Source organism: Novosphingobium sp. PASSN1 (genome assembly GCF_002278815.1).
In genome coordinates, this window is sequence record NZ_NKIS01000003.1 from 415,583 (window position 1) to 437,394 (window position 21,812).

The 21,812-nt window shown below is 66.2% G+C and carries 20 protein-coding genes; 8 read left to right on the forward strand and 12 right to left on the reverse strand.

The features are described 5' to 3' along the window. Positions 1-9 precede the first annotated feature (9 nt). Entirely contained in the window at positions 10-444 is a 435-nt protein-coding gene (locus CFE35_RS07725) for a hypothetical protein (RefSeq protein WP_292929656.1), read from the forward strand. A 146-nt stretch (positions 445-590) separates the two neighbouring features. Continuing rightward, positions 591-3,002: a calcium-binding protein gene (locus tag CFE35_RS07730; protein ID WP_292929658.1), complete on the forward strand. Its 2,412-nt coding sequence runs from the start codon at positions 591-593 to the stop codon at positions 3,000-3,002. 75 nt (positions 3,003-3,077) lie between these two features. On the opposite strand, the gene CFE35_RS07735 is transcribed toward CFE35_RS07730, so the two are convergent. From CFE35_RS07735 to CFE35_RS07775, 9 genes are all read right to left on the reverse strand, one after another. After that, positions 3,078-4,283, reverse strand: coding sequence for a glycosyltransferase family 1 protein (locus tag CFE35_RS07735; RefSeq protein WP_292929901.1), 1,206 nt, complete (start codon positions 4,281-4,283; stop codon positions 3,078-3,080). A gap of 104 nt (positions 4,284-4,387) precedes the next feature. Then, complete coding sequence (locus CFE35_RS07740) at positions 4,388-4,771, reverse strand: hypothetical protein (protein WP_292929660.1); 384 nt, start codon at positions 4,769-4,771, stop codon at positions 4,388-4,390. Between the two features lie 102 nt (positions 4,772-4,873). Next, a complete protein-coding gene (locus tag CFE35_RS07745) occupies positions 4,874-5,341 on the reverse strand; it encodes a hypothetical protein (protein ID WP_292929662.1) in 468 nt (155 codons plus the stop codon). Positions 5,342-5,580: 239 nt separating this feature from the next. Further along, positions 5,581-6,102 (reverse strand): DUF1993 family protein, encoded by a 522-nt coding sequence (locus CFE35_RS07750; RefSeq protein ID WP_292929664.1) that lies wholly within the window; start codon positions 6,100-6,102, stop codon positions 5,581-5,583. A gap of 305 nt (positions 6,103-6,407) precedes the next feature. Further along, positions 6,408-7,421 (reverse strand): inorganic phosphate transporter, encoded by a 1,014-nt coding sequence (locus tag CFE35_RS07755; protein WP_292929666.1) that lies wholly within the window; start codon positions 7,419-7,421, stop codon positions 6,408-6,410. Positions 7,422-7,436: 15 nt separating this feature from the next. Further along, positions 7,437-8,561, reverse strand: coding sequence for a DUF47 family protein (locus tag CFE35_RS07760; RefSeq protein WP_292929903.1), 1,125 nt, complete (start codon positions 8,559-8,561; stop codon positions 7,437-7,439). A gap of 106 nt (positions 8,562-8,667) precedes the next feature. Next, the gene (gene rhaI / locus CFE35_RS07765) at positions 8,668-9,957 is read right to left on the reverse strand and encodes an L-rhamnose catabolism isomerase (RefSeq protein WP_292929668.1); all 1,290 of its coding nucleotides are present in this window, start codon (positions 9,955-9,957) and stop codon (positions 8,668-8,670) included. After that, complete coding sequence (locus tag CFE35_RS07770) at positions 9,954-10,877, reverse strand: alpha/beta hydrolase (RefSeq protein ID WP_292929670.1); 924 nt, start codon at positions 10,875-10,877, stop codon at positions 9,954-9,956. Before CFE35_RS07770 ends, rhaI begins: the two co-directional genes overlap by 4 nt. Before the next feature lie 25 nt (positions 10,878-10,902). Next, entirely contained in the window at positions 10,903-13,011 is a 2,109-nt protein-coding gene (locus CFE35_RS07775; RefSeq protein WP_292929672.1) for a bifunctional rhamnulose-1-phosphate aldolase/short-chain dehydrogenase, read from the reverse strand. 83 nt (positions 13,012-13,094) lie between these two features. Here CFE35_RS07775 and CFE35_RS07780 point away from each other — a divergent pair, with 83 nt between their 5' ends. Genes CFE35_RS07780 through CFE35_RS07795 form a run of 4 tightly spaced genes read left to right on the forward strand, consistent with a single transcriptional unit; the run spans position 13,095 to position 17,663 of the window. Next, on the forward strand, positions 13,095-14,480 hold the full coding sequence (locus tag CFE35_RS07780) for a carbohydrate kinase (protein WP_292929674.1): 1,386 nt from the start codon (positions 13,095-13,097) through the stop codon (positions 14,478-14,480). Further along, positions 14,477-15,628, forward strand: a complete 1,152-nt coding sequence (gene lldD / locus CFE35_RS07785; RefSeq protein ID WP_292929676.1) for an FMN-dependent L-lactate dehydrogenase LldD — start codon at positions 14,477-14,479, stop codon at positions 15,626-15,628. Before CFE35_RS07780 ends, lldD begins: the two co-directional genes overlap by 4 nt. Further along, positions 15,625-16,866, forward strand: a complete 1,242-nt coding sequence (locus tag CFE35_RS07790; RefSeq protein WP_292929678.1) for an MFS transporter — start codon at positions 15,625-15,627, stop codon at positions 16,864-16,866. The genes lldD and CFE35_RS07790 overlap by 4 nt, the downstream gene beginning before the upstream one ends. Positions 16,867-16,889: 23 nt before the next feature. Beyond that, positions 16,890-17,663, forward strand: a complete 774-nt coding sequence (locus CFE35_RS07795) for a DeoR/GlpR family DNA-binding transcription regulator (RefSeq protein ID WP_292929680.1) — start codon at positions 16,890-16,892, stop codon at positions 17,661-17,663. On the opposite strand, the gene CFE35_RS07800 is transcribed toward CFE35_RS07795, so the two are convergent. Together CFE35_RS07800 and CFE35_RS07805 are read right to left on the reverse strand one after the other, a co-directional pair. Then, positions 17,660-18,700: an alcohol dehydrogenase family protein gene (locus CFE35_RS07800; protein WP_292929682.1), complete on the reverse strand. Its 1,041-nt coding sequence runs from the start codon at positions 18,698-18,700 to the stop codon at positions 17,660-17,662. The two genes, CFE35_RS07795 and CFE35_RS07800, sit on opposite strands and share 4 nt — an antisense overlap. Next, on the reverse strand, positions 18,697-19,434 hold the full coding sequence (locus tag CFE35_RS07805; RefSeq protein WP_292929684.1) for an SDR family oxidoreductase: 738 nt from the start codon (positions 19,432-19,434) through the stop codon (positions 18,697-18,699). Before CFE35_RS07805 ends, CFE35_RS07800 begins: the two co-directional genes overlap by 4 nt. A gap of 218 nt (positions 19,435-19,652) precedes the next feature. Here CFE35_RS07805 and CFE35_RS07810 point away from each other — a divergent pair, with 218 nt between their 5' ends. Next, the gene (locus CFE35_RS07810; RefSeq protein WP_292929686.1) at positions 19,653-20,066 is read left to right on the forward strand and encodes a hypothetical protein; all 414 of its coding nucleotides are present in this window, start codon (positions 19,653-19,655) and stop codon (positions 20,064-20,066) included. A 6-nt stretch (positions 20,067-20,072) separates the two neighbouring features. Here CFE35_RS07810 and queF read toward each other — a convergent pair whose 3' ends face one another. Further along, the gene (gene queF, locus CFE35_RS07815) at positions 20,073-20,534 is read right to left on the reverse strand and encodes a preQ(1) synthase (RefSeq protein WP_292929688.1); all 462 of its coding nucleotides are present in this window, start codon (positions 20,532-20,534) and stop codon (positions 20,073-20,075) included. Between the two features lie 183 nt (positions 20,535-20,717). Here queF and CFE35_RS07820 point away from each other — a divergent pair, with 183 nt between their 5' ends. Then, the gene (locus tag CFE35_RS07820; RefSeq protein ID WP_292929690.1) at positions 20,718-21,563 is read left to right on the forward strand and encodes a sulfurtransferase; all 846 of its coding nucleotides are present in this window, start codon (positions 20,718-20,720) and stop codon (positions 21,561-21,563) included. Positions 21,564-21,812 lie beyond the last annotated feature (249 nt).

Genomic DNA, 21,812 nt, shown 5'->3' on the forward strand with positions numbered 1-21,812 from the left:
GATGGCCCCATGCCGCTGAACGCAAGATCGCAAGCGCCCGCATCGTTCTGGATCATCGCGGTGCTCGGCCTGCTGTGGAACCTGCTGGGCTGCTATGATTACCTGATGTCGCAGCTATCGCCGCAGAGCTACTTTGCCAGCATGGGCATGGATGATGCCAGCGTGGCCTATATGGCGCAGCTGCCTGTCTGGCTCACCGGCTTCTGGGCGCTGGGCGTCTGGGGCTCGCTGGTCGGCTCGCTCCTGCTGCTCGCCCGCTCGCGCCGCGCGGTGCTCGCTTTTGCGCTGTCGCTCCTCGGCCTCGCGGTCAGCCAGCTCACCCAGGCGTTCTGGCTCCACCCGCCGATGGCCGCGCCGGTCGGACTCGCCCTCACGGTCTGGTCCGCGCTCGTATTCTTCCTCATCCATGCCCGCAGCATGGCGGCAAAGGGCGTGCTCTCTTGATCGCAGGCCCGATGCCGGTCCTGCGCTTGCCTCGCCCTGTCGCAAATCACGCCGCCGGACATGTCCGGAAACACTCCGACATGGCCAATGCCCGCGTTACGTGACACACTTTTCCACACCGGAGCAAATCCGGCCGGAGAAGGACCATGACCGGCACCACCAGTTTCAATATCGCACTCGACCGCGATTCCGGCTTGTTCGATATCTCCGCGGACTATTTCATCCCCGGCTACAACGACCCCGAGACCGGCGAAGCGTTCTACGAGACGATGTGGAACTTCTCGTTCTCCGGCTCGGACGGCTCCTACGGCAACAGTGGCTCCGGATGGGATAGCGGCTTCGGCCAGATCAGCCTCGGCCTCGTCGGTGATACTGTCTCGGACGGCACGCTCGATTTCTATGCAGTGAACAATTTCAGCGGCGAGGAAGCGCGCGGCCGCTTCCACATCCTCAACGCCGCGCTCGCGCAAAGCACAGTCACGCTTTCCGCTACCGACGGCACGGACACCGTGATCATCAGCGGGGCTGCGGCGGATGTCCTCAGCGGCGGCACCGGCAACGACTGGATCGACGGCGGCGGGGGTGCCGACACGCTCTCGGGCGGCGATGGCAAGGACCGGCTCGACGGCGGCACCGGCACCGATGCCATGGCGGGCGGCGCGGGCGACGATACCTATTACGTCAATGACGCGGGTGACGCGATCACCGAGGCGGATGGCGGCGGCCACGATCTCGTTCTGGCCACTGCCTCGTATACACTTGCGGTCAATGTCGAGGACCTGAGCTTTCTCGCGCCGGGTGCGTTCGATGCCACTGGCAACGCAATGGACAATACAATCACCGGCACCAACGAGGCCAACCGCCTCGCTGGCCGCGATGGAGACGACGTCCTGTCCGGCTATGATGGCACCGACCGGCTCATCGGCGGCGCGGGCAACGACCGGCTCGACGGCGGCCGCGGGATCGACCGCATGGCGGGCGGCCAGGGCGATGACCACTACGTCATCGACAACGCGCGCGACCGCATCGTCGAATATCCCGGCGGCGGCACCGACGAGGCGCGCATCGATGGCCTCGCCAGCTACGAACTCGGCGCCGAGGTCGAGAACCTGACCAATCTCGTCGCGCTCTCCAGCTTCACCGGGCGCGGCAATGCGCTCGACAACGTGCTCTCAGGCGCGGCAGGTGCCGATCGGCTCTACGGTCTTGCCGGAGCCGATACGCTGGTCGGTGGCGACGGCAACGATCTGCTCGAAGGCGGGGCCGGGGCCGACGCGCTTATCGGCGGCGCGGGAATCGATACCGCGAGCTATGGGCGCGCCGCGAGCGCGGTCAGCGTCAATCTCGGCGGCTTCCCCGGTGCGGGCGATGCAGAGGGCGATACCTTCTCCGGCATCGAAAAGCTCGTCGGCAGCCGTTTCGGCGATAGCCTCACCGGAAACGCGCTTGCCAACCGCATCATCGGCGGCGCGGGCGACGACAGCCTCGTTGGCGGCGGGGGCAGCGACTGGCTCGTGGGCGGGCTCGGCGCAGATGTGCTGCTGGGCGATGGCAATGATGGCGCCAGCTACGCGGGGTCCGCTGCTGCGGTCACCGTCGATCTCGCGCTCCACACGGTCAGCGGCGGCGATGCCACCGGCGACGTGATCTTCGGTATTTCCCGCGCCGAAGGCAGCGCGCTCGGCGATACGCTCAGCGGCAGCGCGGGTGCCAACACGCTTCTCGGCGGTGACGGGTCTGACGTGATCGACGGCGCGGGCGGCGATGACCTCATCCGCGGCGGTGCTGGCGCCGATACGCTCACCGGCGGCGACGGTATCGACACGCTCGATTATGCGGGCTCCTCCGCCGGGGTCACCATCAATCTTGCCACCAACACCGCCAGTGGCGGCGATGCGACGGGTGACAGCTTCTCGGGCTTCGAGCGTGTCTCGGGTTCATCCTCTGCAGACGTGCTCACCGCTGACGATGGCGGCCGCCAGCTTTCGGGAGGGGCCGGGGCCGATCACCTCACCGGCGGTGCGGGCCGGGATGTGCTGATTGGCGGCGCCGGGGCAGACCACATGGAAGGCGGCGACGGCAACGATACGCTGAGCTACGCCACCTCGCGCAGCTACGTCTCGGTCAATCTCGCCGCCGGCAATGCCTTCGGTGATGATGGGCAAGGCGATACCTTCTCCGGCTTCGAAAACCTGCGCGGCGGCGTGGCGAGCGATGCGCTCTACGGAAACGACGCGCGCAACGTCATCAACGGAGGCTCGGGCGGCGACTACATCGATGGCGCGGGGGGCAATGATGTGCTCATCGGCAGCACAGGCGACGATGCCTTCGTCGTCAATCTCTCGGGCGGCTTCGACCACATCCGCGATTTCACCGCAGGCGGCACAGAGGACCGGCTGATAGTCGACTGGGGCAATTCCTACGGCACTTTCGAGGCCATGCTCGCCGTTGCCGTGCAGCAGGGTGCGGACACCGTCATCACCTTCTCGACCGGCGTGGGCGTGGTTCTCGAAGGCGTCAGCAAGGCAGACCTCACCGCCGCCGACTTCGTGTTCTAGCGCAAAGTCGCCATCACAATCGGCAAACCCTCGTCACCCGGGACTTGATCCGGGGTCCTTGCCTTCACCGCGTCTTCACCGCCGCTTCAGCGCGTCCTTCTGCCGAATCAGGCGCAGGTAGGTATCCGCGACCGCCTGGTTGATCGCGTCCCAGCTGAAATCGTGGCTGCGCTGCTCCCCGGCCGCGCCGTGGCGCGCGCGCAAGGCCGCGTCCTCGACATAGGTGCGCAAGGCTGCCGCAAACTGGTGCAGCGCACCCGGCGTGATCAGGCGGCCCGAAACCCCGTCGTCGACAAGGCTCTGGCTTCCCGTCGCCGCCGCCGCCACCACCGGCACGCCGCAGGCCATTGCCTCAAGCGTCACGTTGCCGAACGTCTCGGTGATCGATGGGTTGAACAGCACGTCCATCGCCGCCACCGCGCGGCCCAGATCCTTGCCGCCCTGAAACCCGGTGAACACCGCGCCCGGCAGCCGCGCCTCGAACCATGCCCGCGCCGGGCCTTCGCCCACCACCATCACCCGGTGGCGCGCCGCGCCGCTGCCCGATTTGCGCACCAGTTCGTCGATCGTGTCCGAAAACACGTCGAGCCCTTTTTCCATCACCAACCGGCCCAGGAAGCCGATCACCACCTCGTCGTCGGCAATGCCGAGGCTGCGCCGCCATGCAAGGTCGCGCCGCCCGGGATGGAAGATCGTCCGGTCCACCCCGCGTGACCACAGCGAGATGTCATAGTTCATGCGCTCCTCGCGCAGCACTTGCGCCATCGATTCCGAAGGCGCGACCAGTGCATCGCAGCGGCGATAGAACCGGCGCAGCAGCGCGGTCAGCGCAGGCTCCACCCACGCCAGATTGTAGTATCGGGGGTAAGTATCAAAGCGCGTGTGCACGCTCGCCAGCACCGGCAGCCCGCGCGCCCGCGCCCAGCTCACCGCGCGGTGTGCCGCTGGATCGGGCGATGAAACGTGCACCACATTGGGCTGGAATGCCTTGAGATCGGCTCTTGCGCGCGATCCCAGCATCATCGGGATGCGGTATTCCCCGCGCCCCGGCACCGGCACCGATGGCAGCCCGATCAGCCTGCCCATCGAAGCGAACGCGGGCTTCCTCACCTTGGGCGCAAACACATGAACAGCTGCGCCCTGCCGCTGGAGATAGCCCACCAGCCGGTTCAGCGCCTGGTTCGCCCCGTCGCGCACATAGTTGTAGTTCCCGCTGAACAGCGCGATGCGCAAGCCTTGTAGCGGGCCATCGCGCCGGATCTCGGAGGTAGCCTCCGCCATCTCGACAGTCTGGGCAGTCTCGGTCGGTTCCATCCCGCGCCTTTAGCCGTCACCGCCCGGTTTGGCGAGGGGCCCTCGTAAGGGCCCCTCGCACAAGCAAGGTGTCAATCGTCGTCGCGCCAACCGCCGCGATACTCCCGGCGCTCGTGGTTTTCCCAGCGCTGATGCTCGCGCCAGCGCCGCCACTGCGCATAGCGTGGATCATAGCCCCGCCATGCCGGGTAAGGCCGATAGGCCGGATAAGCGCGGTATGCCGGGTACGCCGGATAGTAATACCCGCCGCCGTAGTAGCGCGGCCGGCTGTCATAGCGGACGTAGACGTCGCTGCGATTGTGATCCGATGCGATTGCAGCGCCGACGGCGAGGCCGACCACGCCCGCGCCGATCGCGATGGCCGCATCATCGCCGTGCGCCTGCGCCGGGGCCGCGAGTGCAAGGCTTCCGGCGGCAAGCACGGAGGCCGCCAATCCTGTGATCCTGAGTTTCATGGCCTTTCTCCTGTTCAAGCCGTAAACGGGACTTCAGCGGTTTCGCGCTGAACTGTTTCTGAAGCGGCGGGCGCTTTGCGCCGCGCCGCCCCGAAGTTGCGGTCAATTGCCGCGGTATTCGCCCTGGTACCCGTCCGGATCGCGATAGCCGCGCCGGTCGTAGTATCCGTCGCCGCGCTCGGAATAGCCGTCGCGGGTATAGCCCGGCTGGCCGCCCTGATAGCGCTGGTCGTAGGGATCACCGTTCTGGGCACCCTGCCAGGTCGGCTGGCCCCGATACTGATTGGGATACTGGCCCTGATACTGGCCGCGATACCGGTTGTCATAGCGGCGGTCGGCATAGTCGCGGTTGCGGTTGTTGTTCGCCGCGGACACGATGATCGCGCCCAGTGCCAATCCGATGATGCCGCCCGCAATCGCCGCCCCGGCGCTGTCGCCGCCGCGATCATGGTGGCGATACCCGCCATAACCTCCGCCATGATAAGGGTCCGCCATTGCCGGCGTCGCACCCGCCAGAGCGGAAGCGGCAAGGGCAGTGGCCATCACGGTCTTCTTCGCAAAGCTGATCATCACAGGTCTCCTTTCGGCCCTGCGATTGGATCGGAACCCCCGATCACGATTCGCTGCCGTCGAAGACTGATCTAGGCGTTGCTGGCTGAACGGGCGCGGGATGGGGTTTGCAGGATTTGTTCAGGTTATACGATATTTTTATGAACGGACGAGCCGCTTGATTGGCACCCCGTGTCTGAGCCCAAAATGCAAAGGGCGGCCCGCAAAGGCCGCCCTCCGATGTTAATCTCAGCCCGCACTCACCGCTTGATGCGCGGCATGCCCATGAAATCCATCTTGCCCACCTTCACGCCCTGCGCACGCAGGATCGCATAGGCGGTCGTGGCGTGGAAATAGAAGTTGGGCTGCGAGAACGAGAGCAGGAAGTTCGTAGCCGTGAAGGGCAGCTTCATCTCGCCGAACGCAAACAGCGTGTCGTTCTCGCCCAGTGCTTCGAACTCCGCCGCATCAATCGCGGAAAGCTCGGCAATGGCGCCCTGAATGGCCGCATGGAGCCCCGCGAAATCCGTCGGCCACGGCGTGAGGTCGGGCTCGAACAGGCCAGCCCTGACCCCGGCGATGGCCCCCACCGAATGCGCGGCGCAGCTCTTCACCTGATAGCCCAGCGGCAGCATGTCGGGCGCAAGCCGAGCGTCGATCAGTTCGCTTTCGGCGCGGCCCTGCTCGGCGCAAAACGCCTCGGCCTTGCCCAGCAGCTTGTCCACTGCACCCAGAATCTGGAGGTTGGAAGGCACAACGGCATCGTAAAGGGAAATTGGCATCACTCTGCTCCGTTTGTTATGGCGCAGGCTATGTCATTGCCGGGCGGCAAGGTCCATGCCTGTCGGTCCTCGCAAAAGACCCACTCCAGCCCTCGTCATCCCAGACAGATCTCCCTCACTTCCCTGCTCGCACCATTTGCCCCGTGCGAATCTCCCTGTCGTTGGCGACATGGCGCCACGGGGAATGTGATTGAACATCGAGCAGTGCATCGAGGAGACGCTGGCAGCCCTGAAGTAGTGGGCCACGTCCAGCGCTATGCGCTGCGCAAGGCGGCCTGAGGCTATTGCTGTAGCCGCACCGGACATCAGAACAGCGTCGTCAGCGCGTAGAACAGCGCGCCGACGGCAGCGGACGCGGGGATCGTGATGATCCATGCGATCACCACGCTTTGCGCCACGCCCCAGCGCACCGCAGAGGCGCGGCGGGCGGTGCCCGCGCCGATGATCGCGCCCGTCACGGTGTGCGTGGTGGAAACGGGGACACCCAGCGCCGAAGCACCGAACAGCACGATCGAGCCCGCCAGTGACGCACTGAAGCCTTGATGCTGCGAGAGCTTGGTGATGCGCCCGCCCATCGTCTCGATGATCTTCCACCCGCCCGTCAGCGTGCCGAGCCCGATCGCAAGGTAGCAGCTGATCGCCACCCAGTGCGGCACTTCAAACGGGCCGGTGAGGCGACCGGTCGAGTAAAGCAGCACGGTGATGATCCCCATCGTCTTCTGCGCATCATTCAGGCCATGGCTGAGTGAATAGGCGGCGGAGGATACGAGGTGCAGATAGCGGAAGCGCGTCTCCGCGCCGCGCGCGGTGGCGCGGCGGAAAAGCCAGCTGGTGAGCAGCATGACGAGCATCGCCAGCATCATGCCGATGGTCGGCGAGAGCACGATGGCGATCAGCGTCTTGTTGAGGCCGCTCCACTGGATGCCCGTAAGGCCGGCGTGGGCTAGCCCTGAGCCAATCAGGCCGCCGATGAGCGCGTGGCTGCTCGAGGAAGGAATGCCCTTGAGCCAGGTGAGGATGTTCCAGACCGACGCGCCGATCAGCGCGCCGAAGACCACCGCCGGGGTAACGAGATCCTTGTCGATCAGGCCCTTGCCGATAGTTGCCGCCACGGCCTGAAGGCTCGGAAAGCTGATCGTGAGGAAATAGGCGCCCGCGTTGAACACCGCCGCGAAGACAACCGCCTGCACCGGGGTGAGCAGACGCGTGGCCACGACCGTGGCGATGGAATTGGCCGCATCGTGCAGCCCGTTCAGGTAATCGAACGCGAGCGCGATTGCGATCAGCCCGACGAGCAGCGGGAAGGCAAGCTCATGCATGGATCAGCCCTCCCCTCAGGAATGATCGATGACGATACCGTCGATCTCGTTCGCCGCATCCTCGAAGGCATCGACGATGCGCTCGAGGTGCTTGTAGACCTCGCGCTCCACCACGAAGCGCAGCGTATCGGTAGTGCCATAATCGCGCAGCGCACGGCGCAAGCCTTGGGCATGGATCTCGTCCGCATGGGATTCCATGCGCACCAGCCGCTCGGTGAGTTCGTGCAGGCGGGTGCCGTTGCGGCCGACATCGCGCAGCAGCGGCACCGCTTCGGCCATGACGCGCGCGGCATCGACAATGATCGCGGCCATGTCGCGCATCTCGGGGGAGAAGGCCTTCACCTCGTAGATGTCGATGGCATTGGCGGCGGCCTGCATCTCGTCCACCGTATCGTCCATCGCGCCGATCAGGCTGGTGATCGCGCCGCGATCGAAGGGCGTGAGGAAGGTCTTGCGCACAGTTTGCAGCACTGTGCGGGTGATTTCGTCCGCATCGTTCTCACGTTCGATGATCTCGCGGATGTGGTCACCGCTGGAGGAGCCTTCTTCGAACAAGCGGGCAATCGCATCGGATGCGGCGAGCACTGTCGTGGCGTGCGCCTCGAACATATCGAAGAAATTGCCCGAGCGGGGCAGAAGGCGCTGGAACCAGGCGAACATAGATCCGATCCGTGTGTGTTGTGCGACCGCGCCCAGCACGCTCGTGCGCTGGGCGGCCGCCTTGAATTCCGAAAGCGCGAACGAACGGATGAGGTCGCGCAAGTCCGGCTCGTCGACCGCGTCTGCCGCTTCGGCAAGGGTGAACCAGCGCCGCTCACGCTGGTGCTGTTCCTTCCACGCGGGCATTTCGCGCGTGACGGACAGCGGAAACACATCGACGTCGACCATCAGCGACGCGCCGTTGCCGCGCTTCTTGCGGTAGCGATAGCTACCGAGCGGCGTGGGGCAGGCCGCGCCGACCACCCCGGCTTCCTCCTCCGCCTCACGCGCGGCGGCGACATGGGGCAGCGCCGAAGCCATGAGATTGCCCTTGGGAATGACCCACCGCTTCGTCTCGCGCGACGTCACGAGCATTACGCGCACACCCGCGTCGGCGGATGCTTCTTCGAAGCGATAGGGCAAGGCGGCGATCTGTCGGATGGCGAGACTCCCTTGAAAACCGCCGCCTCTAGACCATCGGTTGCAGGGGAATGCCAGTTTTGTGACGATTTTTTGACAAGATATCGTCAGAAAATGGCGGCAGGCCTCACACGATCCCCGCGCCCAGCCCCACCGCCTTGCGTTCCTGCGCCTTGCGGCTGCGATACTGGCTCATGCGGTAGGCCTCCAGCACGTCGATGGCCCCGCCTGCCTCCATGCGCGCCAACGCGAGGATGGGCGCGACATCGGTGTTGTAGGCGCGGCGCAGCGCCTGGAAGGCCATCATCGTATCGTTCGATCCTTGCGCGGCGTGGAGCGCGGCGCGGTCTACCAGAGCGGCCTTGGCATAGCATTGGGTGATGGTTTCCGCCGAAGACAGCATCGATTCGATGGGATCGGTGACGTTGTGCGACTGGTCGATCATGTAGCTCGGGTTGAAGCCGTCCCTCGGGTTTGCTTCCGCTTCCGCCAGTTCGTTGAACACGAGGAACAGCTGGTGCGGGTTGATCGAGCCCGAATCGAGGTCGTCATCGCCGTATTTGCTGTCGTTGAAATGGAAGCCGCCGAGCTTGCCGAAGCGGTGGAGGCGCGCGACGATCTGTTCGATGTTCACGTTCGGCGCGTGGTGGCCCAGATCGACGAGGCACTTGGCCTTGGGGCCAAGTTCCTGCGCGGCGAGGATCGAGGAGCCCCAGTCCGAGATCACGGTGGAGTAGAACGCGGGCTCGAACATCTTGTGTTCGAGCAGCATGCGCCAATCATCGGGCAGCGCGGCGTAGACCTGCGCGGCGGCTTCGAGATAGCGATCGAGGCTGCGGCCAAGGTCCTGCTGGCCGGGGAAATTGGTGCCATCTCCGACCCAGACGGTGAGATCGGTGGAGCCGAGCTGGCGGCCGATCTCGATGCATTCGATGTTGTGGTCCACCGCCTGCTGGCGCGTGGCGGCATCCTGCGCGGCGAGCGAGCCGTTGGCATAGGTGTGGGGCTGGCCGGGCTGGTCCTGAAAAGTGTTGGAATTGACCGCATCGAAACCGAGGCCGAGGGCAGCGGCCTCTTCGCGCAGGGCCTTGTAGTCGCTCACCTTGTCCCACGGGAAGTGGGGCGAGACGCGCGGCGTGGTGCGGCCGAGTTGCTGGATGACGGCGCAGTCCTCCAGCTTCTCGTGGATATTGGTCGGCTCGCCCGGGATGGGGAACTTGGCGAAGCGCGTGCCGCCGCGCCCTGCGCCCCATGAGGGGGCGGCGACCGAGAACCCTGCGGCGCGGGCCTTTATCGCATCGATGGCAATGCCGCTGCGGGCGAGCTTGCGGCCCAAGGCCTCGTAGTCCTCGTGCAGCGCTTCGGCGCGCTCGGCGTTGTGCTGCGCGATCAGGTCGGCAGAGATGGGGAGTGTCACTTGGCGTCCTTTCGGGCGAGGAAGCCCTGCATGGCGAGCCATGCGGTGAATTCGTCGATCAAGAGCGTGGTCGTGGTGCCGGGACGGCCAAGTCCGAAGCCATGGTCGCCCGTCTGGTAGCCGTGGATCTCGACCGGACGCTTCGCCGCGAGCCAGGCCTGCGCGATGGGGAAACCCTTGCTGGGGAACAGGCTGTCATCGAGAGCGATGGCATCGAACAGGGGCGGCGCATCGGCCGGCACGGCTTCTGCATCCTGCGGGCCATAGATATAGCCAAGGAAAGCAGGGCGTGACGGCGTGTCGGCATCGAGACCGACCCGGCGCGTGGTCATCGCTCCAGCGGAGAAGCCCATCATGCCGACCCGCGCCGGATCGATGCCATATTGCGCGGCATGGGAGCGGACCCATGCCACTGCCGCCTTGCCGTCTGCCGGAGCCATCGACTTGCCCAGCAGTTCGCCGGTCATCGGATGCCCGATTTCCTTCATCAACTGCGCCTGCATGTACTTCCCCGTCTCGGCCTCATCGGCGGGCGTGGGATTGAGCCGGTACTTGAGCACGAAGGCCGCAATGCCGCGATCCGCAAGCGCGCGGGCGACGGAGGTGCCCTCCAGATCCCACGCGAGCAGCATGAATGCACCGCCGGGGGCAATAACCACGGCAGCGCCGGTGGCCTTTGCGGGGTCAGGCAGGAATGGCGTGATCGTGGGGCGCGTGACATTGCGCACCGCAAGATCGCGCTTCATGAAGCGCACCCATGTCTCGCTTGAGGCGGAACCCATGGTCCTTTCGCCATACAGTGGAATCGCATCGGGCTCTGCCGGGGCGACGGCGGGTTCAACCGGTGGCGGACCGCTCTGGGCGGCAGCCGGTGCGGCCATCAGCAGTGCAAGGGCGGCCCATGCGTGGTTCGTCTTCATCTGTTTTTTCCTCTCCCGTTCCTGTTTAGCGGGTGAACGCCTGCACGTTGCCCGCGTCAACATTGATCATGTTGCCGGTGGACTTGGCCGAAAGATCGGAGGCTAGCCATGCGGCGGCCTCCGCAATGTCTTCGGGCAGCACGTCGCGCTTCAGCATCGAGCGATTGCGGTAGTGGGCTTCGAGTTCGTCGCCCGCGTCCACTTTGTTGGCAGCGGCGCGCTCCTTGCGCCAGTCGCCGTCCCAGATGCGGCTGCCGCGGATCACCGCGTCCGGGTTCACGATGTTGACGCGGATGCCATCGGGCGCGCCTTCGAGGGCGAGGCAGCGCGCAAGGTGGTTGGCGGCGGCCTTGGCCGAGGCATAGGCCGAGGCCCCGGCGGCAGCGGCGACGGCGTTTTTCGAGCCGATGAACACCACCGAGGTGCCGCCCTGATCCTTCATGCGCTTGAGGAGCGGCCATGCAGCGCGGGCGGTGAGGAAATAGCCTTGCGCGAGGACATCGTGGTTGCGGTGCCAGAGGCTTAGCGTGGTTTCCTCGATGGTGGCGGAGGACGCGATGCCGGCATTGGCGACGAGCATGTCGAGCCCGCCAAACTCGCGCGCGCAGGTCGCGAAAGCGGCGGCGACCTGGGTTTCGTCCGTCACGTCGCAGGTGGCGGTGCGGATCACGTCCTTGCCGAACTGCTGAGCAAGTCCTGCGCGCATGCTTTCCAGCGCCTCGCCGTCACGGTCTGCGAGCAGCACGCAGGCACCTTCCTTGAGGAGGCGGACGGCGGTGGCGGCGCCAATGCCCCCTGCCCCGCCAGTGACGAGCGCGATCCGGCCGACCATCGGCTTTGGCGCAGGCATACGCTGGAGCTTGGCTTCTTCGAGCAGCCAGTATTCGATGTCGAAGGCTTCCTGTTCGTCGAGCGCGATGTACTCGCCCACGGCCTCAGCCCCGCGCATGACGTTGATGGCGTTGCCGTAGAATTCACCCGCAAGGCGTGCGGTGGTCTTGTCGGTCGCGAAAGTGATGCGGCCGAGGCCCGGCACCAGCACGACGACCGGATTCGGATCGCGCATCGCGGGGGAATTGGCGCGTTTGCAGCGCTCGTAGTAGGCGGCGTAGAGCGCGCGGTAGTCTGCCAGTTGCTGCGCGAGGTAGGCGTCTTCGCCCAAGCGCGCAGGGGCGAGCGCGAGCGGCGCGATCTTGGTCCGCAGGAAATGGTCGGGACACGAGGTGCCGAGCGCGGCGAGGCGATGGAAATCTGCGCTGCCGGTGAATTCAAGGGCTTCGGCATCATCCGAGAAATGGCCGACTTTGCGCCGCGCGCCGGTCATCAATCCGCGCAGGCGGGGCATGAGATCGGCCGCGATGGCCGCACGGTCCGGGTTCGGTTGGGCGATCTGGCCGCCGAACGCGGGCTTTCCGGCCATCGCGGCGTTGAGGTAGCGCGCAGCGTCGGCGATCAGGCTGATGGTGTGTTCGTAGGCGGCCTTGGCGCTGTCTGCCCAGCAGATGATCCCGTGGCCGGCGAGCATGACGCCCTGCACATCAGGGTTCGCGCGGACATAATCGCGCAGCATCACGCCGAGGGTGTAGCCGGGGCGCTTCCAGGGGAGCCAGCCGATTGTGCCGCCCCAGATTGCGCGGGTTGCCGCCTCCCCGCCCGAACTGGCGGCGAGCGCGATGATAGCGTCCGGGTGGACGTGATCGACATGCGCGAAGGGCAGCAGCGAATGGAGCGGCGTATCGATACTGGCGGCGCGGGCATTGAGGTTGAAGGTGCAGTGGGGGAGGAAACCGACCATTGTGTCGTCATCATCCGGACCGGAATAGTGCGCTTCGAGGGCGAGGAGTTTTTCCTGATAGAGGGTGGAAAAACCATCGAGCTTCATCGAGCCGATATCGCCGCCCGAGCCCTTGACCCAGAGCACGGGAACTTGCGCGCCGGTAAGCGGATCGGTGCCGGTGAGCTTGGCCGAAGTATTGCCGCCGCCGAAGTTGGTGACGGTGAGATCGCTGCCGAGGAGGTTCGAGCGATAGAGCAGCAGTTCCTCCGGGCTCAGCGTGGCGGCATGAGCATCGTCCCAGCGGCTGGTGGGCACGGCGAAGGGAATCGCGGGGGCAACTGGGGTATGAGCGTTCATGGCAGGCATCCGGCAGCGGCAGCCGGGCTGCCTTCGAAGCGGTTGCTAACATTTTTACTGGAAACGATCAATATTGATTGATAATGATCATTTTGGAAAAAGGGAGACGGGCGCTGAAGCACGGCGCATTCATCGTGATCGATCTGGGCAAGTCGCTGGCCAAGGTTTCCCTGTGGGACCGGGCCGGGCGGCGTCTGGACGTGCGCACACGGCCCAATGCCGTGGACGGCGGCGTGCTCGATGGCGATGGGATTGCCGCGTGGCTGATCGAGGCGCTGCGGGCGTTTGCGGCGCATCCGGTCGAGGCGATCGTGCCGGTGGGGCACGGCGCGGGGTTGGCGGCGCTGCGGGGCAGCGCGCTGGCCTTTGCGCCGGTGGACTACGAGGCAGAGCTTCCGGCGGACGTGATGGCGCGCTACCGGTCGGCGCGCGATCCGTTTGGCGTGACGGGCTCCCCTGCCCTGCCCCATGGGCTGAACCTTGGCGCGCAGCTGTGGTGGCTGGCGGAGCAAGGCGCGCTGGAGGGGACGACGCTGCTGCCTTGGGCGCAATACTGGGCGTGGTTCCTGAGCGGCGCGGCGGTGAGCGAGGTGAGTTCGCTGGGGTGCCATACCGATCTGTGGGCACCGGCTAAGGCCGCGTTTTCGCCGCTGGCGCAGCGGATGGGCTGGGCGGAGCGGTTTGCGCCGCGCGCCCATGCGTGGGATGTCGTCGGCACGCTGAGGCCGCAAATCGCGGCGGCGACGGGGCTTTCCCCGAACGTGCGCGTGCTGGCGGGGGTGCATGATTCCAACGCGGCGCTGCACGGCGCGCGGGGGTTTGCGGACGTGGCGGACCGCGAGGCGACGGTGCTTTCGACGGGGACATGGTTTGTCGCCATGCGGCGGGCGCAGGGCACTGCGCCGGTTTTGCCGGAGGGGCGCGATTGCCTTGTGAACGTCGATGTCGACGGGCGCGCGGTGCCTTCGGCGCGGTTCATGGGAGGGCGGGAGATCGAACTCGCGGCGCATGGGGCGCGGGTGGATGATCCGGCGGAGCAGGCAGACTTGGTGGCACACCTGCCGGGTCTGCTGGCAAGCGGGACCATGCTGCTGCCGACACTGGCGCCGGGCTGCGGGCCGTTTCCGGATCATGCCGCGCGGTGGATCGGTGCGCCGGGAGACAGGCGCGCGGCGGCTTGCCTCTATGCCGCGCTGATGGCGGATGCAGCGCTGGACCTGATCGGGGCGCGGGACACGCTGCTGGTCGAGGGGCGGTTTGCAGCAGCCGAGGTGTTCGTGCGGGCGCTGGCGGCGCTGCGGCCCGAGACGCGCGTGATGGTGGCGGATGGGCCGTGCGATGCCGCGTTCGGGGCGCTGCGGCTGGTTGATCCGGGACTGGTGCCCGCCGCGCAGTTGCGGCAGGTGGAGCCGCTGGCGGGCGATCTCCTCTCCTATCGCGCACGCTGGCGGATGGAGACAGCTTCGTGATCATTGCCAATATCGCCGATTTCCGCGAAGCCGCGCGGCGGCGGCTGCCGCACTTCCTGTTCGAATATCTCGATGGCGGCTCTTATGCCGAAGAGACGCTGCGGCGGAACGTGAGCGATCTGGCGGGGATTGCACTGCGCCAGCGGGTGCTGGCCGATGTGGCGGATATCGATCTTTCGGCGGAGTTGTTTGGCCAGAAAATGGCCATGCCGGTCGCGCTCGCACCCATCGGGCTGGCCGGGATGAACGCGCGGCGGGGCGAAGTTCAGGCTGTGCGCGCGGCGGAGAAGGCGGGGGTGCCGTTCACGCTCTCCACCGTTTCGGTCTGCCCCTTGCGCGAAGTGACAGGAGCGGCTGCCAAGCCCTTCTGGTTCCAGCTCTACATGATCCGCGACCGGGGCCATATGCGCGATCTGCTGGCACAGGCGCGCGAGGCAAAGTGCAGCGCGCTGATGTTTACCGTGGACATGCCGGTGCCGGGGAGCCGCTACCGCGATGTGCGATCCGGGCTGGCGGGCGCTTCGGGCCTGCTGGGCGATCTGCGCCGCGCGGGTCAGGCGGCGATGCGGCCCGGCTGGGCGTGGGATGTGGGCCTCATGGGACGTCCGCACCACCTCGGCAATATTGCGCCGGTGTTGAAGGGGCGGACGGGGCTGGAGGATTTCTTTGCGTGGATGCGGGGGAATTTCGATCCCGCCATCCATTGGCGCGACCTCGATTTCATCCGCAGCGAGTGGTCTGGCCCGCTGATCCTGAAGGGCATTCTCGATCCCGAAGACGCGCGGCAGGCAGCGGATGTGGGCGCGGACGGGATCGTGGTTTCCAATCATGGCGGGCGGCAGCTGGACGGCGTGCTGTCCACGGCGCGCGCGCTGCCGCCGATTGCCGATGCGGTGGGCGACCGGCTGACGGTGCTGGCCGATGGCGGTGTGCGTTCGGGTCTGGATGTGGTGCGCCTGCTGGCGCTGGGCGCGAAGGGCGTTCTGCTGGGCCGCGCGTGGGCCTTTGCGCTGGCCGCGGGCGGCGAGGCGGGCGTGGCGAAAATGCTGCGCCTGATCGACGCCGAAATGCGCGTGGCGATGGCGCTGACCGGGGTCACGCGGGTGAGCCAGATCAGCCGGGACAATCTGGTGGGAGAGAGTGATTGACGACGCAGACGCACCATTGGCGCGACACGATCCTTGCGGGGCTGGCCAACTATATCGACGCAGGCTCGATCGTGGCGGGATCGGTGGCGCTGGCGCTGTGGCAGGAGCACTACCAGCTCTCGCCGGGGTTCCTCGGCCTGATCGGCGCATTCGGGCCGAATGCCATCGGGGCCGGGATCGGCGCGCTGATCGGCGGTATTCTATGTGACCGGCTGGGGCGCAAGACGATCTACCAGTGGGACATGCTCATCTATGCGGCAGGCATGGCGCTGCTGGTGTTTGCCGTCGCGCCTTGGATGATCATTGCGGGGTTCCTGATCGTGGGGCTGGCGGTGGGCGCAGATATTCCCGCGTCATGGTCCTTGATTGCGGAAGGCGCGCCCGATGGGCAGCGCGCGCGGCATTCGGGCATGGCGCAAGTGCTGTGGTATCTTGGGCCGGTCGTGGTGCTGCTGATGAGCCTTGCGCTGACCAGCCTTGGCGAACTCGGCGCGCGGATCGTGTTTGCGCATCTGCTGGTGATCGCGCTGGGGCTGACGTTCCTGCGTTCGCGCATGGCGGAATCGGCGCGGTGGCAGGAGGCACGGGATCCGGGCGCGAAGCGGCCGCCGATTTCCTCGCTGCTGCGGGGCAAGCATCTCGCCTCGATCCTCGGCCTTGTCGGCATGTATGGCTTCTGGAACCTGTGGGCGGGAACCAACGGGTTCTTCTTCCCCTATATCCTGCGCACGGTGGGCGCGGCGACGCAGGCGCAGGCGGTGGGCATTCAGGCGCTGAGCTTTGCCATCGGCATGGCCTCCATCGGCCTCGTGTTCATGCGGCTGGCAGACCGGGTGAACCAGCGCACCCTGTTTGCGGTTTCGGCGGTGATCCAGGTGGTGGGCATGGGCCTGCTGGCGGTGTTTCCGCTGACGATCCCGGTGGCGCTGCTCTATGTATTCCTCCTCCAGTTCGGCGGCGGGTTTGGCGCGCAGAGCTTTTTCCAGCTGTGGAGCGCGGAAGCCTTTCCGACCATGCTGCGCGCGACCGCGCAGGGGATCTGCTTTGCGATCGTGCGCGTCAGCCTTGGCGTGTTCAGCCTGTTCGTGCCGGTGCTGACGGCGACGGGTTTCACCAATCTGGCGCTGATCCTGACGGGGTTCCTCATCGTCTCAGGCGTGATCGGGTTCGCGTGGGCACCGCGCAACGAGGGTAAAAGCCTTGAACAACTCGAGGCCGAACGGCATGACAGTTTCTGATTGGAAGTAATCAGGAGACGAACGTGCACGCCGCAGAGCGCGAAAAGGTGATCGTCGAGGCGATGCAGGGCACCGGTTTTGTCACCTACCGCGAGCTGGAGGCCCTGCTCGATGCCTCCCCCGCGACGATCCGCCGCGATCTGGCGCGGCTGGAGGATACGGGCCTCATCGTGCGCGTGCATGGCGGGGCGAAGCTGGCGGAAGGGCCGCGCGCGCCGTTGCTGCAACTGGCGGGCACGCCGTTTGACCAATCGATCAACCGCAACATGGCAGCCAAGCGCGCCATCGGCGCGGCGGCGGCCATGCTGTGCGAGCCGGGCGAAGGCGTGATGATCGACGGCGGCACGACGACCTTGCAGATGTGCCCGCATCTGGCAGGCCTCGGCCTGCAAGTGCTGACCAATTCGCTGCACATCGTGAACGCGCTGCTGAGCCAGGCGGGCACGCGCATTCTGGTGCCTTCGGGCACGGTATTCCGCGAACAGAACATCATTCTGGCCGCGGCGGGCGAGGAATCGATGCCGCGCTTCCACGCGCCCAAGCTGTTCATGGGCGCGGCTTCGGTAGGGCCGCAGGGCGTGATGCAGCAGGATGTGGTGCTGGTGGCGGCCGAGCGGCGTCTGATCGACCGGGCTGAGCAGGTGATCCTGCTGGTGGATTCGGCGAAGTTCGGGAGCGGTTCCGGCACGATTGTCTGCGGGCTGGACGAAGTGGACGTGCTGGTTACGGACGCGGAGATCGCGCCGGAGCATGCGGCGATGGTGAAGGCAGCAGGGGTGGAGCTGGTGGTGGCCTAATCCGGCACCAGCACCATCTTCAAGGCCCCCGCCTCCCGCGCCTCGAACAAGCGGTAGGCTTCCGCGCCTGCGCTCAGCGGCATGCGGTGGGTGATCGTGCGTTCGGGCTTCAGCCGGCCGGACTGGACAAGCGGGAACAGCGCGGGGAGTTCCTCCGGGACCGAGCACGTGCCGATGCGGAAGGTCAGGCCAGCGGCAAACGCGCGTTCCAGCGGGAAGGCGTAGCGGCGGGATTGCTGGACGCCGATGACCGAGACGGTGCCGCGCGGGCGCACAAGGCGCAGCGCAAAATCGACCGTGGCGTCGCTGCCGACGACTTCGATGATGCAATCGAGCTTGCGGCCCTTGGTGTCTACCTTGATGCGTTCGAGCGCTTCGTCCGGGTGGAGCGTGATTGCGCCCGATGCTTCCGCCATCGCGCGGCGTTCGGGGATCGGGTCGATCGCGTAGACCACGTGCGCGCCCATGACGTAGGCGCTTTCCACTGCCATCAGGCCGATGGGGCCGAGGCCGATCACCGCGACCGAACTACCGGGGCGGATATCGGCCTGCCGCGCGCCGAACCATGCGGTGGCGAGCGCGTCGGTCATCATCAGCGCCTGTTCTTCACTCACGCCTTCGGGGATGGGGACAGCGTTCATGTCTGCGGCGGGCACGCGCACCGCCTCGGCCTGCGAGCCTTGCAGCGCGGCGGAGAGGCCGTAGCAGGCGCTGGCGTTGAACTCGCAAGTATGGACCACGCCCGCGAGGCACGAACGGCAGCGGCCGCAGCCGACTGCGGCGGGGATCATCACCTTGTCACCCACTTTGTGGCGCTGCACGCCGCGGCCGACTTCGACGACCTCGCCCACCGCTTCGTGGCCGACGCAGAAGCCCACGTCCTTCGAAAAGCCGTGGCCGTGGTAGATGTGGAGGTCCGACCCGCAGATCGAGCAGGCGGTGACGCGGATGATCGCGTCTCCGGCAGACTGCGGCGCGGGATCGTCCATGCTTTCGTAGCGCACATCGCGCGCGCCGTAATATCGCAGGGCCTTCACAGGATCAGCCCCCCATCGACGATCAGCGTCTGGCCGGTGACGTAGCTGGCGAGCGGAGAAGCAAGGAAGATCGCCGCGCCCGCCATGTCCTCGGGCGTGCCCATGCGCCCTTGCGGGATGCGCGCAATCGAGGCGGCGAGGCGGTCCGGGTGCGCGGTCGTCACTTTGGTGAGCTTGGTATCGACGAGGCCGGGCGCGATGCCGTTCACGCGGATGCCTTCGGGGGCCCAGGCCTGCCCGAGCGTTTTGGTCAGGCTGACCGCGCCGGCCTTGGACGCGGAATAGGCGGGGTTGCCGACATTGGCCTTGTAGCCCGAAACCGAGCTGACGATGATGATGCTCCCCCGGGCCTGGGCCAGATCGGCGCGGAAGCGGCGCGAGCAATGCATCAGGCTATCGAGATTTACGGCCATGACCTTGTCCCAGCCCGGCTGCTCGAACTCGCCGCGCTTGTAGACCACCGTGCCCTGCGAGAGGACGAGGACATCGAGGCCGTCAAATGGCGGCGGTGCAGCCTCGATCGCGGCGGGATCGCCCACATCGACGCACGTGTAGCCAAGGCCGGTGAGATCGGAGCCTTCGGCGGGATCATAATCTTCGGCGCAGGCGCGCGTGCCCCACACATGAACTTCGGCCCCGCGCTGGCGGAAAGCGTGCGCAACGCCGTTGCCGATGCCGCTCGATCCGCCGACGACGAGGACCTTGCGGCCGGTGAAATCGGTATCGCCGTTCATGCATCGCTCTCCTTGCGGGGCTTTTTTGCGCCCTTGCCCACCCTTTTCGGCAGGCAAGGCACAGTGTGCAAGGGGGCAGATGCGGCGGACGGGGTCCGTTCAGGAAAAGGTACCCAAAGATGAACGAAAGCCAACAGGGCATTCAGGCTCGTGCCAGCGCGAATCAGGCACAACGCTTTTACCGGCACCAGTGAAGGGGCCAAAGAAGGGGACCAACGATGAAGACGATGACCAAGGTTCTCACCGCAGCAATCGCGCTTGGCAGCGCGGTCGGCATGGCCGGAACGGCGAGCGCAAACCACTGGCGCGGACCGGGCTACGCCAGCAGCTGGCAGCAGCCGAGCGGCAACCGCTACCTGGTGGAAACCACGTGTTCTGGCCACCGCGCCTACTGGGCGCAGAGCCGCCTGCAGGTCTCTTTGGAACGCGGACAGATCGATCCCTGGTCGGCACGGCGCATCCAGACTGCGATCGACCGTCTGCAATACCGCGAAGAGCACGAATGCCGCGAGGGCGACTACCGTGCCGCGCAAGTTATCGGCCGCGAATACAACCGCATCGGCGACTGGATCGCGCGCGAGGCTGCGAGCTATCGCGGCAATTCGTGGGGCGGCGGATACTGGAGGCGTTAAGCTGGCTTACCCTCGGCCGCGATAGGACTGAACCCCCTGATCGGGCACCCACAGCCCGGCAGGGGGCACGTCCGATTGCCAGAACACGTCAATCGGGATGCCGCCGCGCGGATACCAGTAGCCGCCGATGCGCAGCCAGCGCGGGTTCATTTCAGAAAACAGGCGCTGGCCGATGCCGACGGTGACATCTTCGTGGAAGCCCGCATGATTGCGAAACGCGCCGAGGAACAGCTTCAGGGACTTGGATTCGACGATGGTTTCGCCCGGTGCATAATCGATCACCAAGTGCGCGAAATCGGGCTGGCCGGTCACGGGGCAGAGCGAGGTAAACTCGGGCGCGGCAAAGCGCACGAGGAACAGCGAGCCTGCGCGCGGGTTCGGCACGTAATCGAGCACCGCCTCCTCGGGCGAGGCGGGCAGGCTGCTGGTTTGCCCCAGGTGCAGCGGGGTGGCGCCGATATCGGTCATGTGCGGTCCTTTCTTGGCGTCGCGCCTTTGCACCGCTGCGGGCAGCGGAGCAAGCGGGCGATGGGGCAGGCGGCTGCAATGGCGGATTTGCCACATTTTTGGCGTGACGACCGCAGAGGGCAGGTCTAGTCTTTGAGCCAAGGACCCGCACAGACGGGCCACATGCAGGACGGAGCTGAGCACATGGATTCCCTGGTCTCGACCCAGTGGCTCGCCAGCGAGCTGGGCGCGAGTGATCTGCGCATCGTGGATGCAACCGCGTTTCTGCCCGAATACGGGCGCGATCCGGTGCTGGAATACGAGGCGTGCCACATCCCCGGCGCGGTGTTCATGAACCTTGCCGAACTGGCCGATCCGGCGCAGCCCGGGCTCAACATGCTGCCCAGCCCCGAACGGTTTGCCAGCAAGATGCAGAGCCTTGGCCTCGGCGATGGCAGCCGTATCGTGCTCTATGACGACAGCCCGGTGAAGACGTCCGCGCGCGCGTGGTTCATGCTGACGATGTTCGGCGCGGCCAATGTGGCGCTGCTCGATGGCGGGATCGCGAAGTGGAAGGCGGAAGGGCGCAAGTGCGCGCAAGGCAAGGAAACGCTGCGGCACCGGCACTTCACCGTGTGGAGCGATGACCGGCAGGTGCGCAGCAAGGCCGATGTGCTGGACAACCTTGCCAGCCACGCCGCACTGGTCGTCGATGCGCGCGGGCCGGGGCGGTTTACCGGCGACGTGGCCGAAGTGAAGCCGGGCCTTGCCAGCGGGCACATTCCGGGCGCGCGCAATGTCTATTACGCCAACCTGTTTCGCCCCGATGGCACGTGGAAATCGCCAGCCGACATCCGCGCCGTGTTCGAGGCGGCGGGCGTGGACCTTGCGCGGCCGCTCATCACCAGTTGCGGTTCGGGCGTGACCGCCAGCGCGCTGCTGTTTGGGCTGCACCTCATCGGCAAGGAGGACACCGCACTCTACGACGGCAGCTGGAGCGAATGGGGCGCTGACCCGGAGACGCCGAAGGAAACCGGCGCGGCGCGGTAGGGCTTCCCCCAAACGGATGCAGTTTCAGTCCGTTCACGAAGCAACTTTTGTTTTCGCGCGGGGCCATTACTGCCATAATCGTTACCGGAGTGGAAAGTCCGGCCTAGCTGTGTGCTGACCCCCAAACCTGTGTGGGAAGTCCGGCTTGGCTGTGTGTGCTTCCCCCAAACGGAGTGGGAGGCCCGGTAACGCAGTGGCCTCCCCCCACCCCCTCCCCGAGCGTGGAGGGGCTTTGCGATTCACTTTTCA

What these genes read in the sequence shown, in the direction of transcription:
- CFE35_RS07755 (WP_292929666.1), bottom strand. Translation starts at nt 7,421, where the DNA reads ATGCATGAGCTTGCCTTCCCGCTGCTCGTCGGGCTGATCGCAATCGCG.
- CFE35_RS07805 (WP_292929684.1), bottom strand. Translation starts at nt 19,434, where the DNA reads ATGAACGGCGATACCGATTTCACCGGCCGCAAGGTCCTCGTCGTCGGC.
- CFE35_RS07780 (WP_292929674.1), top strand. Translation starts at nt 13,095, where the DNA reads ATGATCATTTTGGAAAAAGGGAGACGGGCGCTGAAGCACGGCGCATTC.
- CFE35_RS07745 (WP_292929662.1), bottom strand. Translation starts at nt 5,341, where the DNA reads ATGATCAGCTTTGCGAAGAAGACCGTGATGGCCACTGCCCTTGCCGCT.
- CFE35_RS07750 (WP_292929664.1), bottom strand. Translation starts at nt 6,102, where the DNA reads ATGCCAATTTCCCTTTACGATGCCGTTGTGCCTTCCAACCTCCAGATT.
- CFE35_RS07820 (WP_292929690.1), top strand. Translation starts at nt 20,718, where the DNA reads ATGGATTCCCTGGTCTCGACCCAGTGGCTCGCCAGCGAGCTGGGCGCG.
- queF (WP_292929688.1), bottom strand. Translation starts at nt 20,534, where the DNA reads ATGACCGATATCGGCGCCACCCCGCTGCACCTGGGGCAAACCAGCAGC.
- CFE35_RS07735 (WP_292929901.1), bottom strand. Translation starts at nt 4,283, where the DNA reads ATGGCGGAGGCTACCTCCGAGATCCGGCGCGATGGCCCGCTACAAGGC.
- CFE35_RS07740 (WP_292929660.1), bottom strand. Translation starts at nt 4,771, where the DNA reads ATGAAACTCAGGATCACAGGATTGGCGGCCTCCGTGCTTGCCGCCGGA.
- CFE35_RS07725 (WP_292929656.1), top strand. Translation starts at nt 10, where the DNA reads ATGCCGCTGAACGCAAGATCGCAAGCGCCCGCATCGTTCTGGATCATC.
- CFE35_RS07810 (WP_292929686.1), top strand. Translation starts at nt 19,653, where the DNA reads ATGAAGACGATGACCAAGGTTCTCACCGCAGCAATCGCGCTTGGCAGC.
- CFE35_RS07775 (WP_292929672.1), bottom strand. Translation starts at nt 13,011, where the DNA reads ATGAACGCTCATACCCCAGTTGCCCCCGCGATTCCCTTCGCCGTGCCC.
- CFE35_RS07770 (WP_292929670.1), bottom strand. Translation starts at nt 10,877, where the DNA reads ATGAAGACGAACCACGCATGGGCCGCCCTTGCACTGCTGATGGCCGCA.
- CFE35_RS07730 (WP_292929658.1), top strand. Translation starts at nt 591, where the DNA reads ATGACCGGCACCACCAGTTTCAATATCGCACTCGACCGCGATTCCGGC.